The organism is Xanthomonas sp. NCPPB 1638 (genome assembly GCF_041475635.2).
Lineage (GTDB): Bacteria > Pseudomonadota > Gammaproteobacteria > Xanthomonadales > Xanthomonadaceae > Xanthomonas > Xanthomonas cucurbitae.
Genome location: NZ_CM192984.1, coordinates 454746 through 473924 on the forward strand (window position 1 = coordinate 454746; position 19179 = coordinate 473924).

The 19179-nt window shown below is 66.1% G+C and carries 18 protein-coding genes, 1 tRNA gene and 1 pseudogene; 9 read left to right on the forward strand and 11 right to left on the reverse strand.

Annotation, left to right across the window (positions count from 1 at the left end; genetic code table 11):
• Positions 1 to 21 precede the first annotated feature (21 nt).
• Positions 22 to 408 (forward strand): 4-carboxymuconolactone decarboxylase, encoded by a 387-nt coding sequence (gene pcaC, locus ACCQ13_RS01850; RefSeq protein WP_104602994.1) that lies wholly within the window; start codon positions 22 to 24, stop codon positions 406 to 408.
• Between the two features lie 42 nt (positions 409 to 450).
• Here the strand turns inward: pcaC and ACCQ13_RS01855 are convergent, their stop codons facing one another.
• On the reverse strand, positions 451 to 1305 hold the full coding sequence (locus ACCQ13_RS01855; RefSeq protein ID WP_104602995.1) for an IclR family transcriptional regulator domain-containing protein: 855 nt from the start codon (positions 1303 to 1305) through the stop codon (positions 451 to 453).
• Positions 1306 to 1450: 145 nt separating this feature from the next.
• Here ACCQ13_RS01855 and ACCQ13_RS01860 point away from each other — a divergent pair, with 145 nt between their 5' ends.
• Complete coding sequence (locus ACCQ13_RS01860) at positions 1451 to 2308, forward strand: PA4780 family RIO1-like protein kinase (RefSeq protein ID WP_104602996.1); 858 nt, start codon at positions 1451 to 1453, stop codon at positions 2306 to 2308.
• A 48-nt stretch (positions 2309 to 2356) separates the two neighbouring features.
• Here ACCQ13_RS01860 and ACCQ13_RS01865 read toward each other — a convergent pair whose 3' ends face one another.
• The 3 genes from ACCQ13_RS01865 to ACCQ13_RS01875 form a co-directional block, all read right to left on the reverse strand.
• Positions 2357 to 3067 carry a DUF2490 domain-containing protein gene (locus ACCQ13_RS01865; protein ID WP_159406529.1) on the reverse strand — a complete coding sequence of 237 codons (711 nt, stop codon included), beginning with the start codon at positions 3065 to 3067 and terminating at the stop codon, positions 2357 to 2359.
• A gap of 245 nt (positions 3068 to 3312) precedes the next feature.
• Complete coding sequence (gene mnmG, locus ACCQ13_RS01870) at positions 3313 to 5217, reverse strand: tRNA uridine-5-carboxymethylaminomethyl(34) synthesis enzyme MnmG (RefSeq protein WP_104602998.1); 1905 nt, start codon at positions 5215 to 5217, stop codon at positions 3313 to 3315.
• A gap of 599 nt (positions 5218 to 5816) precedes the next feature.
• Positions 5817 to 6242, reverse strand: a complete 426-nt coding sequence (locus tag ACCQ13_RS01875; protein ID WP_159406530.1) for a hypothetical protein — start codon at positions 6240 to 6242, stop codon at positions 5817 to 5819.
• 157 nt (positions 6243 to 6399) lie between these two features.
• Between ACCQ13_RS01875 and ACCQ13_RS01880 the strand changes: the two genes are divergently transcribed.
• The 3 genes from ACCQ13_RS01880 to ACCQ13_RS01890 are packed head-to-tail and all read left to right on the forward strand — an operon-like array spanning position 6400 to position 8420.
• On the forward strand, positions 6400 to 7359 hold the full coding sequence (locus ACCQ13_RS01880) for a pyridoxal-phosphate dependent enzyme (RefSeq protein WP_104605455.1): 960 nt from the start codon (positions 6400 to 6402) through the stop codon (positions 7357 to 7359).
• Entirely contained in the window at positions 7344 to 7961 is a 618-nt protein-coding gene (locus tag ACCQ13_RS01885) for a YdcF family protein (protein ID WP_104605453.1), read from the forward strand. Before ACCQ13_RS01880 ends, ACCQ13_RS01885 begins: the two co-directional genes overlap by 16 nt.
• A 39-nt stretch (positions 7962 to 8000) precedes the next feature.
• Positions 8001 to 8420, forward strand: a complete 420-nt coding sequence (locus ACCQ13_RS01890) for a ketosteroid isomerase-related protein (RefSeq protein ID WP_104605451.1) — start codon at positions 8001 to 8003, stop codon at positions 8418 to 8420.
• A gap of 111 nt (positions 8421 to 8531) precedes the next feature.
• Here ACCQ13_RS01890 and lpxO read toward each other — a convergent pair whose 3' ends face one another.
• From lpxO to bioB, 6 genes are all read right to left on the reverse strand, one after another.
• Positions 8532 to 9437, reverse strand: coding sequence for a lipid A hydroxylase LpxO (lpxO, locus tag ACCQ13_RS01895; protein WP_104605449.1), 906 nt, complete (start codon positions 9435 to 9437; stop codon positions 8532 to 8534).
• 178 nt (positions 9438 to 9615) lie between these two features.
• Complete coding sequence (gene bioC, locus ACCQ13_RS01900) at positions 9616 to 10500, reverse strand: malonyl-ACP O-methyltransferase BioC (protein WP_104605447.1); 885 nt, start codon at positions 10498 to 10500, stop codon at positions 9616 to 9618.
• 131 nt (positions 10501 to 10631) lie between these two features.
• Positions 10632 to 11393 (reverse strand): pimeloyl-ACP methyl ester esterase BioH, encoded by a 762-nt coding sequence (gene bioH / locus ACCQ13_RS01905; RefSeq protein WP_104605445.1) that lies wholly within the window; start codon positions 11391 to 11393, stop codon positions 10632 to 10634.
• 57 nt (positions 11394 to 11450) lie between these two features.
• Positions 11451 to 11819 carry a DUF7079 family protein gene (locus tag ACCQ13_RS01910; RefSeq protein ID WP_104605463.1) on the reverse strand — a complete coding sequence of 123 codons (369 nt, stop codon included), beginning with the start codon at positions 11817 to 11819 and terminating at the stop codon, positions 11451 to 11453.
• Positions 11816 to 13021 (reverse strand): 8-amino-7-oxononanoate synthase, encoded by a 1206-nt coding sequence (bioF, locus tag ACCQ13_RS01915; protein WP_104605461.1) that lies wholly within the window; start codon positions 13019 to 13021, stop codon positions 11816 to 11818. Before bioF ends, ACCQ13_RS01910 begins: the two co-directional genes overlap by 4 nt.
• Positions 13022 to 13180: 159 nt before the next feature.
• A complete protein-coding gene (bioB, locus tag ACCQ13_RS01920) occupies positions 13181 to 14215 on the reverse strand; it encodes a biotin synthase BioB (protein WP_104605443.1) in 1035 nt (344 codons plus the stop codon).
• Between the two features lie 49 nt (positions 14216 to 14264).
• Here bioB and ACCQ13_RS01925 point away from each other — a divergent pair, with 49 nt between their 5' ends.
• Positions 14265 to 14990: a ComF family protein gene (locus tag ACCQ13_RS01925; protein WP_208800437.1), complete on the forward strand. Its 726-nt coding sequence runs from the start codon at positions 14265 to 14267 to the stop codon at positions 14988 to 14990.
• Positions 14991 to 15126: 136 nt separating this feature from the next.
• Here ACCQ13_RS01925 and ubiA read toward each other — a convergent pair whose 3' ends face one another.
• On the reverse strand, positions 15127 to 16032 hold the full coding sequence (gene ubiA, locus ACCQ13_RS01930; RefSeq protein ID WP_104605459.1) for a 4-hydroxybenzoate octaprenyltransferase: 906 nt from the start codon (positions 16030 to 16032) through the stop codon (positions 15127 to 15129).
• Between the two features lie 238 nt (positions 16033 to 16270).
• Here ubiA and ACCQ13_RS01935 point away from each other — a divergent pair.
• The 3 genes and pseudogenes from ACCQ13_RS01935 to ACCQ13_RS01945 all read left to right on the forward strand — a co-directional run bounded on the left by ACCQ13_RS01935 (position 16271) and on the right by ACCQ13_RS01945 (position 19173).
• Positions 16271 to 16347, forward strand: a tRNA-Arg gene (locus ACCQ13_RS01935).
• A 162-nt stretch (positions 16348 to 16509) separates the two neighbouring features.
• Positions 16510 to 16719 (forward strand): annotated as a pseudogene (locus ACCQ13_RS01940) (transposase); the annotation flags it as partial.
• A gap of 258 nt (positions 16720 to 16977) precedes the next feature.
• Positions 16978 to 19173 carry a hypothetical protein gene (locus ACCQ13_RS01945; protein WP_159406531.1) on the forward strand — a complete coding sequence of 732 codons (2196 nt, stop codon included), beginning with the start codon at positions 16978 to 16980 and terminating at the stop codon, positions 19171 to 19173.
• Positions 19174 to 19179: the final 6 nt, after the last annotated feature.

Genomic DNA, 19179 nt, shown 5'->3' on the forward strand with positions numbered 1-19179 from the left:
CCCCACCTGCAAGGACATCCGATGCACGAAGACGAGCGATACAAGGCTGGCTTGCGCGAACGCCGCCGCGTGCTGGGCGACGCGCACGTCGACCGCGCGCTGGCTGCACGCAGCCCGCTGACCGACGAATTCCAGGACCTGATTACCCGCTACGCCTGGGGCACCATCTGGACCCGCGATGGCCTGCCCGCGCATACCCGGTCGCTGATGACCCTGTCGATGATGGTCGCCCTGGGCCACGACGAGGAGTTCAAGCTGCATGTGCGGGCGGCGCGCAACAACGGCGTGACCCCGGAGCAGATCAAGGAAGTATTGTTGCAGGCGGCAATCTATTGCGGCGTGCCGGCCGCCAATCATGCCTTTGCGCTGGCTGCCCCGATCCTGCAGGAACAGGCGGCGGAAGACTGAAGCGGCCGGCGTGCAGCACGCTTGCGGTTCTTCTTGCGGTCCCTAGCTCAGCAAGGTGCCCAGGCGCTGCGCGGCCTGTTTTAGCGGCTCCAGCAGTTGCATCTGCATGGTCTGCAGGCTGACGCGGCCGGCCTGGGCGCCGATGTTCAACGCCGCGATCACCTCGCCGCGCAGGTTGCGCACCGGCACCGCGATCGAGCGCAGGCCGATTTCCAGTTCCTGGTCGATCAGGCACATGCCCTCGCGGCGCGTGCGCGCCAGCACCTCCAGCAGCGCCGGAGCCTGGCTCACCGTGCGCTCGGTGCGCGGGCGCAGCGTGGTGCGTTCCAGATAGGCCTGCAGGGTGTCGGCAGGCAGCGCTGCCAGCAGCACCCGCCCCATGGAGGTGCAATAGGCCGGCAACCGGGTGCCCGGGCGTAGCCCGATGGACATGATGCGTACCGTTTCCGCGCGCGCCACGTACAGCAGGTCGTCGCCGTCCAGCACGCCCAGCGAGCAGGATTCCAGCACCTGATCGCGCAGACCATCCAGCACCGGCTGCGCGGCGGCGGTCATCGACGAGGACGCCACATATGCACCGCCCAGCCCGAGCACGCGCGGCAGCAGCACATAGCCGCGGCCCTGCTCGCCGACATAGCCCAGCGTGGTCAGCGTATGCAGCACTCGACGCACCGCGGCGCGCGAAATACCGGTTTCCAGGCTGATCTGCGACATCGTCACCTCGCGCGCATGCTGTGCGAACACGCTCAGCACCACCAGTCCACGTCCCAGCGAGGTCATGAAATCGGGATCGCCGCGGGCGGCGGCGATCTGCTGCATCAAGGCGTGTGGCAGGCCGCGTTCGCCACTGGCGGCGGTGGCGGGCGGGGCACGGCGGCGGGCAGGCGTGTCGGGCATCGGGTCGCGGCTTGTGCAGGTTCGGACATGGTAAGCGCTCGCGGCAGCGTGCGCCGGCCGCGGTGGATGCGGTTGGCATGTAAACGCTTCACCCAGGTTGCCGCATAATCGTCGCTGGCTTGTTCCGGATCGGTCCTTCTAGTCCATGAAAACCCCCAAGGGTCTGCAGCCGCTGATCGACGACGGCGTGATCGACGTGGTGTTACGGCCACTGAAGAGCGGCAAGGAAGCGTCCGTCTACGTGGTCGGCGCAGGCTCGGACGTGCTGTGCGCCAAGGTCTACAAGGACATGGCGCAACGCAGTTTCCAGGCGCGCGTGCAGTACCAGGAAGGGCGCAAGGTGCGCGGCAGCCGCCAGGCGCGGGCGATGGGCAAGGCCACCAAGTTCGGCCGACGCGAAGCCGAAACCGCATGGAAGAACACCGAGGCCGATGCCCTCTACCAACTGGTGGATGCCGGCGTGCACGTGCCCAGACCGCGCGGCTATTTCCATGGTGTGCTGTTGATGGATCTGGTTACCGACGCAGCCGGGCATAGCGCACCGCGCCTGGGCGAAGTGGACCTGGAGCCGGAGCAGGCACGCGCCTTCCACACCAGCCTGATCGGCGATGTGGTCAAGATGCTGTCGCTGGGCCTGGTGCACGGCGACCTCTCCGAATACAACGTGCTGGTGTCGCCGCAGGGTCCGGTGGTGATCGATTTCCCGCAGGTCGTCAGCGCCGCCGGCAACAACGCCGCGCGCGAGATGCTGCTGCGCGACGTGCACAACCTGCGCGATTGCCTGGGCCGCTTCGCGCCGGAACTGCTGGACACCCACTACGGCGAAGAGATGTGGGCGCTCTACGAAAAGGGCGAACTGCGCCCGGACAGCGCCTTGAGCGGGCGTTTCAGGTTCGATACCCGGCGCGCCGACGTGCGTGCCGTGCGCGCCTCGATCGAGGACGCACGCCAGGAAAACCTGATTCGCCAGCAAGGCCGCGAAGCCGCAGCGCAAGACGATTGACGGCGCTGCGCAGCCCTGCGCCAGCGCCCGCAAGACCGGGGCGCTGCATCAGAAGTTGAAGCGGAACGTGGTCATCAACACATGGTTTTCGCGGTCCACTGCCCGCGTGTTGACGAACTGGTTCAGATAGCCCACGTCGACGTTGGAAATGGCATTGAACTTCCAGTTGATGCCGACGAAGACGCGATTCTGGTCGATACCGCGCCGAGCGCCCCATTGCGTCTGATCCAGATTGACGAACAGTTCGTTGAACAACACCCAGGACAGTTGCGGACTGAATCCGCTGGGCCGCGTGGCCCGGATCATCTGCCGCACCCGGTAACCTTCATCGGCGAAGTCTTCGCGATGACGTTGTTCCAGGCGCGTGCGGCTGGTGATGCTGATGTTGGCGACCGGATCGAACTGATACTGAAACTGGCCCCACCAACGATTCTCGCGATTGGATGGCTGCCCGGCCGGATGGGTGATGATGGTGTCGTAACCCATCCAGACGCTGGCCTTGGGGTTGAGTCGATAGAACAGCGCCGGACGCAGGATCAATTGATCGAACTGCTCGCCTTCCTCGCGCCAGCGTGGATGGATATCCATGCTCCAGTAGAGATTCTCCACCGGCAACTTGCCCTGGGCGTAGACACTCAACCAATACCGCCCGTCTTCCTCGGTATTGGCATGGGCAGGACAGATACTTGCCAACGTCAGGATCACGACGGGGCAGGCGAGTCGAAACGTGGTGGCCAGTAACGTGCTAACTGCGTTCATCTGAGGAAATGTGTCGTGGTTGGCAAAATCATAGCAACGTTTCTCGCCTGTCCAGCGACCGTCCAGTGACAATGGTGCGCCTTTGATCGCCTGATCTTCGCTAATCAGGACGGGCCATCGCTTCAAGCCGTCCGGGCATGCCGACGGTTCAGGCAATGCGCTGCTGCAAGCGCATGTGCCGGTGGTGGTCGTGCCTGCCTGCAGCCTGCGTTTGCGCAGCGCCCGGCGGCGGCACGCGGCAGGCGCTAGGCGACCTGGCTGCGCCGCGCGCGTTCCAGATGGACCAGCAGCAGCGAAATTGCCGCCGGTGTCATTCCGGCAATGCGTTGCGCCTGACCAATATGGTGCGGACGCACGCGTTCGAGTTTCTGCTGCACCTCGATCGATAATCCGCGTACGCCGGCATAATCGAAATTCGGCGGGATCGGCGTGTTCTCCTGGCGCAGCTGGCGCGCGATATCGTCGCGCTGGCGGTCCAGGTAGCCGGCGTACTTGACGCTGATTTCCACCTGTTCGGCCACTTGCGCATCGTCCACGCCCGGCCCCAGGGTCGGGACGCGCATCAGGCTGGCGTAGTTCAGCTCCGGGCGCTTGATGAGGTCCAGCACATTGGTCTCGCGGCTGAGCGACACGCCCAGGGTCTGGGTCACTTCGCGTCCCAGTGCATTGCCCGGCGTGGCCCATAGCGCGGACAGCCGCGCGCTTTCGCGCTGCACGGCCTCCTGCTTGGCCGAAAAGCGCGCCCAGCGTGCGTCATCGACCAGGCCCATGCGGCGGCCGACACTGGTCAGGCGCGCATCGGCATTGTCTTCGCGTAGCTGCAGCCGGTATTCGGCGCGGCTGGTGAACATGCGATACGGCTCGGTGGTGCCGTGGGTAATCAGATCGTCCACCAGCACGCCCAGGTAGGCTTCGTCGCGGCGCGGCGACCACGCCGGCAGCCCCTGCACATGCCGGGCGGCGTTGAGGCCGGCCAGCAGCCCTTGCGCGGCGGCTTCTTCGTAACCGGTGGTGCCGTTGATCTGGCCGGCGAAGAACAGCCCGCCCATTGCCTTGGTTTCCAGCGAGGCACGGAGCCCGCGCGGGTCGAAGAAGTCGTATTCGATGGCATAGCCGGGGCGGGTGATATGCGCCTGCGCAAACCCGTGAATCGAGCGCACCAGCGCCAGCTGCACATCGAACGGCAGCGAGGTGGAAATCCCGTTGGGATAGATCTCGGTCACTTCCAGTCCTTCGGGTTCGACGAAGATCTGGTGGCTGGTCTTGTCGGCGAAACGCACCACCTTGTCTTCGATCGACGGGCAGTAGCGCGGGCCGATGCCTTCGATCTGCCCGGAATACAACGGCGAGCGATGCAGCGCCTGGCGAATGATGTCGTGGGTCTGCTCGGTAGTCTGGGTGATCCAGCAGCTGACCTGGCGCGGATGGTCGCCGACCTGGCCCATGAACGACAGTACCGGCAGCGGGTCGTCGCCCGGCTGCTCGACCATCACGCCGTAGTCCAGCGAGCGCCCGTCGATGCGCGGCGGGGTGCCGGTCTTGAGCCGGTCGATGGCGAACGGCCGTTCGCGCAGGCGCGCGGCCAGGGTGGTGGCCGGCGGGTCGCCCATGCGCCCGGCCGCGTATTGGGTTTGGCCGACATGGATCTTGCCGGCCAGGAAGGTGCCGGCAGTGAGCACCACGGCCGGGGCTTCGAAGCGCAGCCCGGTTTGGGTGATGACCCCGCGCACGCTATCGGCCTCGCTTGCGCCGTTGTGGGTGACCAGATCGTCCACCGCCGCCTGGAACACCGTCAGCTTGGGCTGCGCCTCGACCATGCGGCGGATCGCGTTGCGGTAGAGGTTGCGGTCGGCCTGGCAGCGGGTGGCGCGCACCGCCGGCCCCTTGGAGGCATTGAGCGTGCGCCACTGGATCCCGGCCAGGTCGGCCGCCCGCGCCATGGCGCCGCCCAGCGCATCGATCTCCTTGACCAGGTGCCCCTTGCCGATCCCACCGATGGCCGGATTGCAGCTCATCGCCCCCACGGTCTCGATGTTGTGGGTCAGCAGCAGGGTGCGCGCACCGGCGCGTGCAGACGCCAGCGCCGCCTCGGTGCCGGCGTGGCCGCCACCGATCACGATGACATCGAAGCGATAGAAGGAGTCGGACATGGGCGTGGACTGGAAGCGGTAGGGAGGACAACGGCCAGGCAAGTATCGGCTGAAGCGGCAATGCGGTCACTTGTCCCGTAAATTTGTGATGTAAATCACAAATTTCAATACTGGCACTCAAGTTGGCATGTTTCGTGCGGATATCCCTATCGCACCCGGCGTGGCATTGCGACATGGGCGCAAAGGCTGGAATTGGAACAGGGGCCAGCCGCGCGTGCGTCGGGGTCGCGTAAGGGTCGGTAGTCGGGGGACTGCCGACCCTTATTTTTTATTTCTGGTTTTTTATTTCGGACCACTGGTTTCCAGGTCTCACGCCTTTCGATGGCTGCCGGCGCTGCATGGCCGGGCGGGGCCAATGCCACAACGCATAAAGCCCCGGCATGCCGGGGCTTTATGCGTTGAAGGCGCCGATATCCGACAGGGCCGGAACAGGGGGGATCCAGATTTCCCTGTCGGACATCGACATAAACTGGCTTGTGCGGCGGGCTCAGGTCACAACATGACGCGGCGGGTCACACCGAACAGCTAGCTTGCGACCAAGAGCGGGCTGAACGCAAGCCCCATCACTCTCATTTGTGGGGCACGTCGCAGTCAGCAAGTCATGGAACCGGCTGGCGCGGCATCTGCCGCTGGATTTCCCGAATCACCCGCGGCGGCGCGCCGATCCTGGGCGGCGGGCGCGTTGACGGTGCACTGGAGGGTGGCCGGAGACCGCTCGGTCGCGGCCCGCCGAAGCCACCCTGCGGGCGTGGCGGCCGATACTGCGGGCGACGATCGTAGGGCCGATAGTAGTAGCCGCCACCGCGATAGATCGGGTAGACCGGGTAGTTGTAGAGGCCGAACCCACCCCCGCCGTAAGGCCCATACGGATTACCGTAGTAGAACGGCGAATATCCCGGCGGATAGCGATACTGCACCGCCGGGGCGCCGCGGTAATAGCCGCCCGCCCCGGCGCCGGTGTAGTCGTAGGTTGCGCAGCCGCTCAGGGCGAGTAGCCCGGCGGCGAAGATCAGACGGAATTTCATCGATGGTGCCCTCCTGCAACCATGTTGCCACTTTCGAACCGCCGCTTTGAATCGGTCCTTAACTTGGCAGCCAGGGTGCGGTTCCTGACCCGTCCAGCATGCTGGGACGGCCTGGGTGCGAGCCGTGAAGAACGGGACGATACGTTAATCTTGCGGCATGCTCGAAACGGCCCCTCCCGCCCACCACGATGTCCTGCAAGCAGCCGCGCGCATCGCGCCGCATTGCGCACCGACACCGGTGCTGACCTCGCACAGCCTGGACACACTGAGCGGTGCGCAGCTGTTCTTCAAGGCCGAACACCTGCAGCGCAGTGGCGCGTTCAAATTCCGTGGTGCCTGCAATGCGGTGTGGGGGCTGTCGCCGGCGCAGGCCGCGCGAGGTGTGGTCACCCATTCGTCCGGCAATCATGGCGCGGCGCTGGCACTGGCCGCCCGCACGCGTGGGATCGGCTGTCATGTCGTGGTGCCCGAGGGCGCTGTGGCCGCCAAGCTGGCCAATATCTCCCGTCACGGGGCCGCGTTGTGGCGCTGTGCGCCGACCATCGCCGCGCGCGAGCAGTTGTGCGCGCAGGTCCAGGCCACCACGGGGGCGACCCTGGTGCATCCCTATGCCGATCCAGCGGTGATCGCCGGGCAGGGCACCGCCACGCTGGAACTGCTGCATCAAAGTGGCGGGCTGGACGTGCTGGTGGTGCCGGTCGGCGGTGGTGGGCTCGCGGCCGGGGCGGCGCTGGCACTGCAGTCGGCGCCAGGCTGCGCGCTGGTGCTGGCCGAGCCGGACGGGGCGGCCGACACTGCGCGTTCGCTGGCCGCCGGGCAGCACCTGGTCGATTTCGTTCCCGACACCCTTTGCGATGGCCTGCGCGGCACCTTGGGCGCGCCGAACTTCGCGCTGCTGCGGGCCGCCGGGGCGCAGGTGCTGACCGTGGACGATGCGGCGGTGGTGCAGGCGATGCGCTTGCTGTGGCAGATACTCAAGCAAGTGGTGGAGCCATCTTCGGCGATCACGCTGGCGGCAGTGCTGGCCGACCCCGCCCGGTTTGCCGGGCGCAGGGTGGGGCTGGTGCTGTCCGGCGGCAATGTGGATCTGGACGCGCTGCCATGGGCGATGGCGTGAGCAGGCGCTCGCGTGGGCCGGGGCTGTGGGGATGGGGCTGGCGGTTGTGCATGCTGGCGCTGATCTGGCTGGCGGGGGTGGCGGGCTGGATCGTCTGGGTGGGCGACCGCAATCAGGCTGCGCCGGCCGATGTCATCATCGTGCTGGGCGCGGCTGCCTACGACGCGCGTCCGTCGCCAGTGTTCGAAGAGCGGATCCGGCATGCCCTGGACCTGTACGCGCAAGGCTATGCGCCGTACCTGCTGTTTACCGGCGGCTTCGGCAATGGCGCACGCTTTGCCGAGTCGCAGGTGGCACGGCGTTACGCACTGCGGCATGGCGTGCCGTCGGACGCGATCATGATCGAAACCCGCTCGCGCACCACCCGCCAGAACCTGGAGCAGGCGCACGCGCTGATGGCGCGGCATGGCCTGCATCGGGCGATCATCGTCAGCGACCCGCTGCACATGGCGCGCGCGCTGCGGCTGAGCCGGGAGCTGGGCGTGGATGCCTTGGCCTCGTCCACGCCCAGTACGCGCTTCCGCAGCGTCCACACCAGCTGGCGTTTCCTGCTGCAGGAGGTCTACTACTTCCATCGCGATCTGGTGGCACAGGGAGCCTAGCCCTCTATGATGCGGACTTTCCCAGCGGCAGGTTCGAGCATGCCTCAGAGCGAACGACAACGCGCCACCGGCCTGGTCCAGGCCTATTACGCGGCCTTCAACCGTAGCGATTGGGGCGGCATGCTGGCGCTGCTGAGCGAAGATGTCGCCCACGACCTCAATCAGGGGCCGCGTGAGATTGGCCGGGCGGATTTCGCGGTCTTCCTGAAGCGCATGCACGACAGTTACCACGAGCAATTGCACGAGATCGTGGTGACCGCCAACGAAGATGGCACGCGCGTCGGCGCCGAATACGTGGTGCACGGGGTCTACCACAGCACCGACGAAGGCTTGCCCGATGCCCGCGGGCAGACCTATGTCCTGCCGGGCGGTGCCTTCTTCGAAATCCGCAAGAACAGCATCGTCCGGGTCACCAACTACTACAACCTGCAGGAATGGATCGCGCAGGTGTCGCGCTGAGGGCGTGGCCTGCCAATGCCCGGCGGCATGGGTGGGAGGGCGGGACAGGAGTGGGCGCGCAATAAGGCGGTATCGGTAAGGCCTGTCGCGCCCGGGTGCGCTCCTACGGGGTTACAGCCGTACGATGCCGATCACCACCAGCACGAAGATGCTCCACTTGAGCACCTGGTACAGCGGGTTGTTGCGTTGCTTCAGCGCCTTGGCCTTCAGCCGCGCGGCGTAGAAGTAGCGGAACACGCGGTTGATGCCGCCGGTCTTGTCGCCTTCCTGGTTGGGCGAGGCACCGGCCGAGAGCAGGCTGCGGCCGACGAAGCGGTTCACCGCCGCTGCCCAGCGCCAGCGCATCGGCCGCTCGATATCGCAGAACAGGATGATGCGATCCTGGTCGGTATCGTTGCGCGCATAGTGGATGTAGGTCTCGTCGAACATGGTCCACTCGCCATCGCGCCAGCTGTGGCGCTGCCCGTCCACGTCGATGAAACAGCGCTCGTCGTTGGGCGTGGCCAGGCCCAGGTGCAAGCGCATCGAGCCGGCGAACGGGTCGCGATGCGGGCGCAGTTCGCTGCCGGGCGGCAGTTCGGCAAACATCGCCGCCTTCACCGCAGGGATGGATTTGAGCAAGGCGGTGGTCTGCGGGCACAGCTCGGCCGCCGACGGGTGCGCGGTGCCGTACCACTTCAGGTAGAAGCGCTTCCAGCCGCGGCGGAAGAACGAATTGAAGCCGATGTCGGTGTAGCCGTCGGCGGCGCGGATCTTCTGCATCTGCTGCAGCGCCACCGCTTCATCGCGGATCGCCGGCCAGTTCGCGCGCAGCGGGCTCAGCTCCGGAAATTCCCTGCCGGGGTCGACGAAGGGCGTGGTCGGCACCCGTGAACACAGATACATCAGCGCGTTGATCGGCGCCATGAAGGTGGAATGGTCCAGCAGCTGCCGGCTGAGCCGGTGCCGCACGCGACCGCGATAATGGATGTACAACGCCGATGCGATGAACAGCGCAATGAGAAGCCATTTCAACATGGGGAGCCAATTGGAAGCGGGAGCCGCGATGGGGGAGCGGCGGATTGGACGCGCAGCGCACATCGTTGATTAATGAATCATACCGGGTGGTGCGATCGCCCCCGCGCGACGCAGGGCGGCACCAACGCAATGCTGTGTGTCACCGGCGCGGAAGGCTGCCGGTGGTGCAAGGCCGCGGTTATTCGCTGCGGCGGCGGATCGGGATGGAAGCGACCGGGACACTGGCGATGTCCTGGCCGCGTTCGCGGATGGGTGCGCCCGCCGCCGGGGCCCAGGCCTGCGCATAGATCACTTCCCAGGAGCTGGGCAGGGTGCCGTCTGGCCGGCGCAGTGGCTCGTAGGCAGCACTGGCGGCAGCGAAGCGGCCGCGTCCGGTGAGGGTGGCGCGGCGGTTGCTGAGCGCATTGGTCGCGCCCATTGCGCGCAACTCGCGCATCAGCGCGGGCAGGTCGTTGTAGGTAAGGGTGAACAGGTCGCGGTCCAGCACCGGGTCGCGAAAGCCGGACAACATCAAGGCATCGCCGAATTGCGCAATCGGCGGGAAGCGGCTGACGTGCGGGGCGGTGTCGGCCTGGGCGAAGGCTTCGCGCAATTCGATCAAGGTATCCGGGCCGAAGGTGGAGCACAGCAGCAGCCCACCCGGGCGTAGCGCACGACGGAATCCGGCGAACACCGCCGGCAGGTCTTCCACCCACTGCAGACACAGGTTGCTGAAGATCACATCCACGCTGCCATCGGCCACTGGCAGTGCACGGGCATCGGCGCAGACCTGCGCGAACGGCTTCCACCAACCAGCGGCCTTGCGCGCGTGGCGCAGCATCGGCATGGCCTGGTCGAGCGCAATCACCTGGGCCTTGGGCCAGCGCTTCTTGATGCTGCTGCTGGCATGGCCGGGGCCGGCGCCCACATCCAGCACCACGTTGGGCACCTGGTCGCCCAGGTAATCCAGCGATTCGAGCAGGCGGGTTTCCACTTCGCGCTGCAGCGCGGCGGCGGCGGCATAACTGCTGGCGGCGCGCGCGAAGGCGCGGCGGACATGACGGGGATCGAAGGTACTGTTCATTGCGCCGCTATTGTCGCCTGTGGCCGCGGCAGAGGGAATCGATGTGGGCGGGTTACTCCTATCCCATCGGTGAACGGGTGCACCTGCACAGTGCTGCGTGTGTGCGCCGCGCCGCAGGATCGGCGATCTGCTCAGGCCAAGGACGCAACGAAGCGTTGCAGTGCGTCGGCAACCTGGTCGGCATGGCCCAGGAACGGTGCGTGACCGCCGCCGGTGATGGTCAGCGTCTGGGCCTGCGGCGTGCGTGCGGCGGCGGCCTGCATGCCGGCCGCCGGCACCAGCCGGTCGCGCTGGCCGCCGATCCATAGGCTGGGGCGGGTCAGCTGCGGCAGCGCGCGGCGCAGGTCGGTGCGCTCCAGCAGCTGCAGACCCTGCTGCAATGCCTCGGCCGCCGGCTCGCCGCGCGCGGTCAGCGTCTCGCGCAGGCTGCGCAACTCGGCGCGCGCATGCGCCGAGCCCAACGTATCCAGTGCCAGAAACCGTTCCAGCGTGCCGCGATAATCGCGTGCAAGATCCTGGCCGAACTGCACGAAGACCTCGCGTTCGACCGCGTCCGGCCAATCGCTGCCGCGCACGAAGCGGGGCGTGGCGGCGATCATCGCCAACGCGCGGACCTGCGGCAGCGTGGCGGCCGCCTGCAGCGCGAACAGCCCACCCAGCGACCAGCCCAGCCACACCGCCGGTGGCGTGGCGGCGGCGATCCCGGCCACCACGTCGGGCAGCGCCAGCGGCGTGCTGTCTGCACGGCTGAAGCCGTGCCCGGGAAGATCCACCAGATGCAATTGAAAGTGCGGCGACAGCCGCTCCACCAGCGGTGCGAACACCCCGCCGTGCAGCGCCCAACCGTGCAGAAGAACCAGCGCAGGCCCTTGGCCGATGACATCGATATGCATGTGCGCATTGTCGCCGATCGGTGGGCAGTGGATGGTCTTCGGTGCAGCCTGCCCAGATCAGCGCGTATCGATCGCGCGCAGCGCCTGGATCTTCGGTGCGAGCACGGCCCACTGCGTGCGCGCGTCACCACGCCAGCACCAGCGGTCGGGCCATCGCCAGCGCCGTGCACGGCGCGCGGTGATCGCCGCGGCCAGCCACTGCGACTCGAATCCATCCCACACACCCGCCACGCTGCGCAGATTGCCGATCAACACCGGATGCACCTCATGCAGCAACATCGTGCGCAACTGTAGCAGCGTGAAGGGTGAGGCGGCCAATGCCTGGGCGATGTGGTCGTGAGCGCCCGCGCAGGCGCTGCCCAGATACAGCAATGACAACGCCTCCCAGGCGCTGCGCTGCGCCGGTGTGGTGTTGCACGCGCTCAGGCAGAGATGCGCAGCGGTTGCCGGCTGACCACATCGCGTGCCTGCACGATGGCTTCGATCAGCGCCTGCACCTGTTGCGGAGTGTGCAACGCCGACAAGGTCACGCGCAGGCGCGCCTTGCCTTCGGGCACGGTGGGTGGGCGGATCGCACCGACCATGAAGCCGGCCTGTTCGAGCGCGGCCGACATCGCCATCACCGTGGCCTCTTCGCTGCATAGCAGGGGCTGGATCGGCGTATCGGAGGCCATCAGTTCGAAACCATGCCGGCGCGCCCCGTCGCGGAAGGTGCCGATCAGGTCGACCAGGCGCGCGCGGCGCCAGTCGTCGCGGCGTGCCAGGCGCACCGCGGCCAGCGTGGCGGCCACCTGCGCTGGCGGCAGGGCGGTGGTGTAGATATAGGGGCGCGCGGTTTCGGCCAGATGGCGCACCAGCGCTTCCTCGCCGACCACCACCGCGCCATAACCGCCCAGCGCCTTGCCCAGGGTCACCAACTGCAAGGGCACTTCAGCCACGCCCAGCCCGGCATCGGCCACGCAGCCGCGCCCCTGTGGGCCGAGCACGCCCACGCCGTGCGCATCGTCGACATAGAACAGCGCCTGCTGCATGCGCGCCACCAGGCTCAACGCGCGCAACGGCGCCACGTCGCCATCCATGCTGAAGACGCCGTCGCTGGCCAGCATCGCCGCACCCTCGGGTGCACCCTTGAGCTGGCGCATTGCGCCTTCCACGTCCAGGTGCGGATAGCGCCGCAGCCGGCAGCCGGCCAGGCGCGTGCCATCGAGCAGGCTGGCGTGATTGAGTCGGTCTTGCACGCACACATCGTCTTCTTCGCTGAGCAGGGCCTGCTGCACGGCCAGGTTGGCGGCGAAGCCGCTGCCGAACAGCAAGGCCGACGGATAGCCCAGCCAGTCGGCGATCTCGCGTTCCAGCGTCTCGTGCGCGGTGTGGTGGCCGCAGATCAGGTGCGCGGCGCCGGCGCCGGCACCATCGCGCGCGGCGGCGTCCTGCAGTGCGGCCACCACTTCGAATTGCTGCGACAGGCCCAGATAGTCGTTGGAGCAGAAGCCGGTCAGCCAGCGGCCATCGATTTCCAGCCGCACCCCGTCGCGGCGGCCGACCAGCCGCCGCACCCGTACCCGCTCCTGGGCCACGCGCACCGTGCGCAGTGATGAAATCCGTTCGTGCAGATCGGGGCGAGTCATGAGCAGTCGGTCACGGAAAGGGCCGCCAGCGTAGCGTGCCGCGCTTGCATCGCCCAGCGGATGCCGACGGCCGGTGCGGGCGTTGCCGGTGTGCGCAATCGCCTGGAGCCAGGCGATCGCGCGCAGCAGCATGAGTTCTGCAGCGAGGAAGACCCGTCGTTACGCCGCGTGCCCGCATGCCGCCCCGCAGGTGATGTCAGCATGCACGGTGCCGGGGTGGTCGTGGTCGGCGGCATCGACGGTGACCTGCATCGGGCGCAGGCCCAGGCGCTGGAACAGCGCCTGGTCGCGTTCGGTGTCCGGGTTGCCGGTGGTGAGCAGTTTTTCGCCGTAGAAGATCGAGTTCGCACCGGCAAGGAAACACAGCGCCTGCAACTCGTCGCTCATCGCTTCGCGGCCTGCGGACAGGCGCACCATCGATTTGGGCATGGTGATGCGGGCGACGGCGATCATGCGCACGAACTCGAACGGATCCAGCTGCTGGGTACCGTGCAGCGGGGTTCCGGGCACCTGCACCAGCTGGTTGATCGGCACCGAGTCCGGATGCGCGGGCAAGGTGGCCAGGGCCAGCAGCAGGCCGATGCGGTGCTCGCGGGTTTCGCCCATGCCGACGATGCCGCCGCAACAGGTCTTCAGGCCCGCATCGCGCACATGCTCCAGGGTGTTCAGGCGGTCCTGGTACTGGCGGGTGTGGATGATGGAATCGTAGTAATCCGGCGCGGTGTCCAGATTGTGGTTGTAGTAGTCCAGCCCGGCGTCCTTGAGCGCACGCGCCTGGCCGGCGTCGAGCATGCCCAGCGTGGCGCAGGTTTCCAGCCCCAGCGCCTTGACCTCGCGGATCATCGCCGCCACCTTGGGGATGTCGCGCTCCTTGGGCGAGCGCCATGCCGCGCCCATGCAGAAACGCGAGGCGCCGGCGGCCTTGGCCTGGCGCGCCTTGGCGACGACGTCGTCGGTCTCCATCAGTTTTTGCGCGCTCACGCCGGTGTCGTAGCGCTGTGCCTGCGGGCAGTACGCGCAATCTTCCGGGCAGCCGCCGGTCTTGACCGATAGCAGCGTGGAGACCTGCACTTCAGCGGGATCGAAATGTGCGCGGTGCACACTGGCCGCGTGATGCAGCAACTCGGGGAACGGCAGCTCGAACAGCGCCTGCACGTCTTTGCGATCCCAGTCATGGCGTACGACAACAGACATCGGGGTTTCCTGACAGTCAGCGGCTTGAAAGCCAGGCAGTCTGGTGAGCATGGAAGAGACTGTCAACTTCACTGCAGTGGGTTCGGTTTACAGGTGGCCGCAGCGGGTGCTGCGGCTGTTGCTGCCGAGCCTTTGCCTGGTGTGCGCGGAAGCGGGCATGGCCGATTGCGATCTATGCCCCTCCTGCCGCGCCGCCCTGCCGGAGCACGGCCATGCCTGCCTGTGCTGCGCCACGCCATTGTTCGCATCCGATAGTGTGGCGCTGTGCGGGCAGTGCCTGCAGCAGCTGCCACCGCTGCAGCGCGTGCATGCCTGCTTTACCTATCGCTGGCCGGTGGATGGCCTGCTGCGCCGCTTCAAGTTCCACCAGGACCTGGCGGCCGGTCGCCTGCTGAGCGAGCTGATGGCCAGGCGCTGCGCCCAGTTGCCACGGCCGCAGGCACTGGTGCCGGTGAGCCTGCACCGGCAACGCCTGCGTCAGCGGGGCTACGACCAGGCGCTGGAGCTGGCCAGGCCACTGGGCCGCGCATTGCAGTTGCCGTGCCTGCCATTGCTGCGGCGTGTGCGTGCTACCGCGCCGCAATCGGAGCTGGATGCCGCCGAGCGCCAGCGCAACCTGCGCGACGCCTTTGTGGCGCGTGGCCCGCTACCGGCGCATGTGGCGCTGGTGGACGATGTGATGACCACCGGAGCGACCTTGCACGCCGCCGCGCAGGCCTTGCGCCGGGCCGGCGTACAGCGGGTGGACGCCTGGGTGTGCGCGCGGGTGCCGTGAGGGCGGGCCTGTCAGCCCGTTGCCTTTGATAGGGTGGGGGGCTGTCGCCGGATGGCGCAGCCGTGCCAGGCGTTACGACACCGACACCGACTCCGCAGTCCGCAGTCCGCAATTCCCGATTCCCGATTCCCGATTCTCAGCGCCCAGCCACCGCCCCCGCGATGCCGACGAAGATCACCAGGCCGACCCAGTTGTTGTGCAGGAAGGCGCGGAAGCAGGGGCCACGTTCGCGGTGGCGGGCGATGCGGAATTCGTAGGCCACCAGCAGCGCTGCCGCCCCCAGGCCTGCCCAGTACGCAGCACCGAGGTCGGCACGCAGGCCGACCGCGGCCAGGGTGGCAAACATCAGCGCATACAGCGCGCCCTGGGCAAGCAGGTCGTAGCGGCCGAACAGGATGGCGGTGGACTTGCTGCCCATGCGCAGGTCGTCGTCGCGGTCGACCATGGCGTACCAGGTGTCGTAGGCGGTGGCCCACAGGATGTTGGCCGCGTACAGCAGCCAGCCCAGCAGCGGCACGCTGCCCTGCACGGCGGCAAAGCCCATCGGGATGCCCCAGCCGAAGGCCATGCCCAGGTAGACCTGCGGCAGGTGGGTATGGCGTTTGAGATACGGGTAGCTGGCGGCCAGCAACACGCCCGGCACGCTCAGTGCCACCGTCAGCCAGTTGAGGCTGAGCACAAGTGCAAAGGCCACCAGCATCAGCACCACGAACACCCACAGCGCTTCGCGCCCGGACACCGCGCCGGTGGCCAGCGGGCGCGACTTGGTGCGCTCCACGTGCGGGTCCAGCCAGCGGTCGGCGTAGTCGTTGATGACGCAGCCGGCCGAGCGGGTCAGCCACACCCCGGCGGTGAACACGAACAGCGTCCATGGCGGCGGCAGGCCATCGGCCGCCAGCCACAGGGCCCACCACGTCGGCCAGAGCAGCAACAGGCTGCCGATCGGCCGATCGCCGCGCACCAGCTTCCAGTATTGCGCCAGCCGTTCGGGCCACCCAAGTGCCGACGCCGCAGGTGCCGGTTCCACGCCATGCTCGTTCATGCCGCAAAGGGTAGCAGCGCGCCTGGTCGCGGTCATGCGGGCGATGCCGGCGGGCAGGGCCTGCGCGGCCCAGGTGCGCACAAGCGCGCGCAGGTTGGCCGGCCCATCCCACCCCCGGGCGCCGCGTTGGCCGCTGCGCTGGGCAGCACGCACAGGCTGCAGGTCTGCGTGTGTCGAATCCGCCGGTGCAGCAGAGCCGTCTCGCGCAGGCGTCGGTTCTGGCATACTACGCGGCCAGGCGCTCGTAGCTCAGCCGGATAGAGTAGTGGCTTCCGAAGCCATTGGTCGGGGGTTCGAATCCCTCCGGGCGCACCAGATGAACCTTCCGGGGACATCCTAGAAAGTTCAAAAAACCCCCCGAGAAATCGGGGGTTTTTTGTTGTCTGCAGGTCCGCATGGGTCCGCCCTGATCCATTGAAATGCAGGCTGATCGGAGGCAAAAATGGGGGCGTCAGCCCCCCAGTACGAGTACGGATGCCCCATGCGCCGTGGCAGCGCAGTTGCAACGAGTATCTCAACGGGCTGCTCCGGCAGTATTTTCCGCGCAGTCGCGACTACAGCACGATCACCGCGCAAGAGCTGCAGAAGGTTGAATATGCACTCAACAAACGGCCCAGAAAACGATTGGGTTATCTCACCCCAGCCGAGGTATTTTTCAACTACGATACCCTTGCACTTCACGAGTGACTCCACTGTCTCAGACGAAAATTGTGCGTTTGCAGCGAACTATCTGACATTGATGGATCCACGCGCCCGGCAACGCAAATATTTTGGCGTTTTGTTCGACGAGTAGCGCCGGATCGTCCGGGCCGGCACGTCGGAGTTTCAGTTGCCAGTAGGCTGATATGCTAGATAGCGCTAATAAGAGTTCAGCGCTGCGTTCGCCGTCATCGGCGCGCGCGGCCTAATGTGAGGACAACCGTGGCTTCTCCGAAATTTCAGCGAGTGACGTTTCACACCATTTCAAGCCGGTTACCCGACGAATGCCGCGCTGCTTGGCTGAAACAGTTACCGGTCTTGTCATCCAAGTCGCTATCGGTGCTCTATGTCGAAGGCGATGTCACGCTGGCTAGCCTCAATCTTGGCGACCTCTCCAAACTGCACACCGACGCACAAGCAGGCATGCCGTCGCCGGCGCTGATTGTTGTAGATGGCAATCTTCAGGTGGAGGGCTGGATTGCAGAAACTGGGGTCAGCGCTGACGCCATCACAGCGACGCATGGCCCCGCCGGCCTGGTGGTCCTGGGCACCCTGCGTGCCCAGAACGCGGTACTCGCCGGTCGACCGCTCTACGTCAGCGGCAACCTGGAAATCGCGGGCCTGCTCTGGGTCGATAACAATGATGCGATACAAGAGCACGTATCCAGCAACCTGAGCGTTTCCGGCACCACTTCTGCCTCATTTTTCATCGCGTCGCAGGATGCTCAAACGCAATTGCGGAATGGTTGCAGCGCATTGCGTACCTGGAATGGTGGCGATTGGGACCTGGTGGATGCTGTGGAGCGCGCGCAGTGGTTCGATCCTCGTTGTCTTGCCGAGGATCCGCTGCGTTGCGAGGTGCCGCTGATCCGTACGGAGGTCGTCAGGCTTCTGATCGATGGAAATTCTGTGCTCAACACGGATGTACTGGATCCGACGCTTGCCATCCCTTTTATTTTCCAGAATCGCGACATCACGCCACGCAATCTGCTGCAGCTGGCGAATCATTCGCGTATGCCCGCCCTTGTCGGAGAACAAGCGCATCCGCACTTCAAATTTCGGGATCGGGGGCTGTTTCTGCGCGCGCTCTCCGGTGGTCAATCGATTGAAAGCGATGGCGCGATGCGGGCGGCTTATTTCGAGAGTCCTGACTATGCAGTGTGTCTGACGGCCAACGCCGAACGGCAGCCAGCTCCGCTGTTGGGTCGCCTGACCGGGAAGCCCGCGCAGCAGGCGTGGTCGATGAAATGCGAGTTTCGGGAAATGACAGAGGATGCTCCCTGGCATCTGATAACAGCCGACACGCCGGAAGCTGCGCGAGCGCTTGCATTCCATGGCTGGAACCGCATGTTGCGTGCGGTCTGCACAGAGGACTACGCGCGCAATGCGGTCACCCCGCAGATGCTGCGGGACGTGCTTGCATTGTCGGTGGTACAGCCCTACGACGACTATTACAGCGACGAACGCTGCGGGGTATGGGCAGATACATGCTTTTGCGCATTCAGGCAGGACGGTGCGCTATGGCATGGCAAGCCAAAGCCCGCGATGCTGCGAGTCACTCGCACACCGGCCGGGCCGGATGGCCACGAGCGTCGCGAACGCTACTTCTACGAAATCCAAACCAATGTCGACGGCTCTGAGAGCGTCTGTATCGAGCTCGACGCCGAGCCCGATAACGATGACGCAGCGCTGCTGATGCTCAACTTCATCGGCGGGGAGCGCCTTGACAAGGCGGTGCGTGTTTTCCATCTCGCCAAGCGAGAGCTGGAGCAGGTTGATTGGCGCTTGCAGGAGTACGGTTTTGTTCCCGACGCCGACGACGAGTTCGCGCTCGATCACTGGCGTGCACTGGGGTTGATTCCCGCGTACCGCAAGCGCCTGATAAGAGCGTTTGGCGCGTTGCTCCCGATCCCGCCTGCCCTGCATGCGCTGGCTGCAGCAATCGACGGCGGAATGCTGGACGACAACGATTTGAGCGGCGCATTCTCCCTGGCATTTGAAGACTCTGCTAGCACGGCGCTATGGTTTGCATGTCCCGTGACGCCTGCGAGCGAGGCTGCGGCAGCCCTGCTAGGTGTATTCGGTAAGAATCCTGATGGGTCGGCGTTCGCGGTGTGGCAGGCGCCTGACGGTGGTTATCCTGTCGTTTTTCTGGGTTCGGAAGGCGAAAATGCCGCATTGGCATGTGATATCGACCAGTTCCTGCAGTTGTTGGCGATCGGCTACTCCGAATTGCGCCCGGGCAGTTGGAATGACGAAGTAGAGGTGTACAACGCAGAGACGGACGATGTGGAAGGCAGCCTCGTCAATTTCGAGTTCCAGGCATGGGTGCGCGCACGCGGGCTAGCGATTCCTCGCACTGGGGAGCAGATCGTGCAAATGGCCACCACACGATACGGGGCGACATTTGATGCTTGGTGCCAACGTGCCGCACAGCATTGAATATTC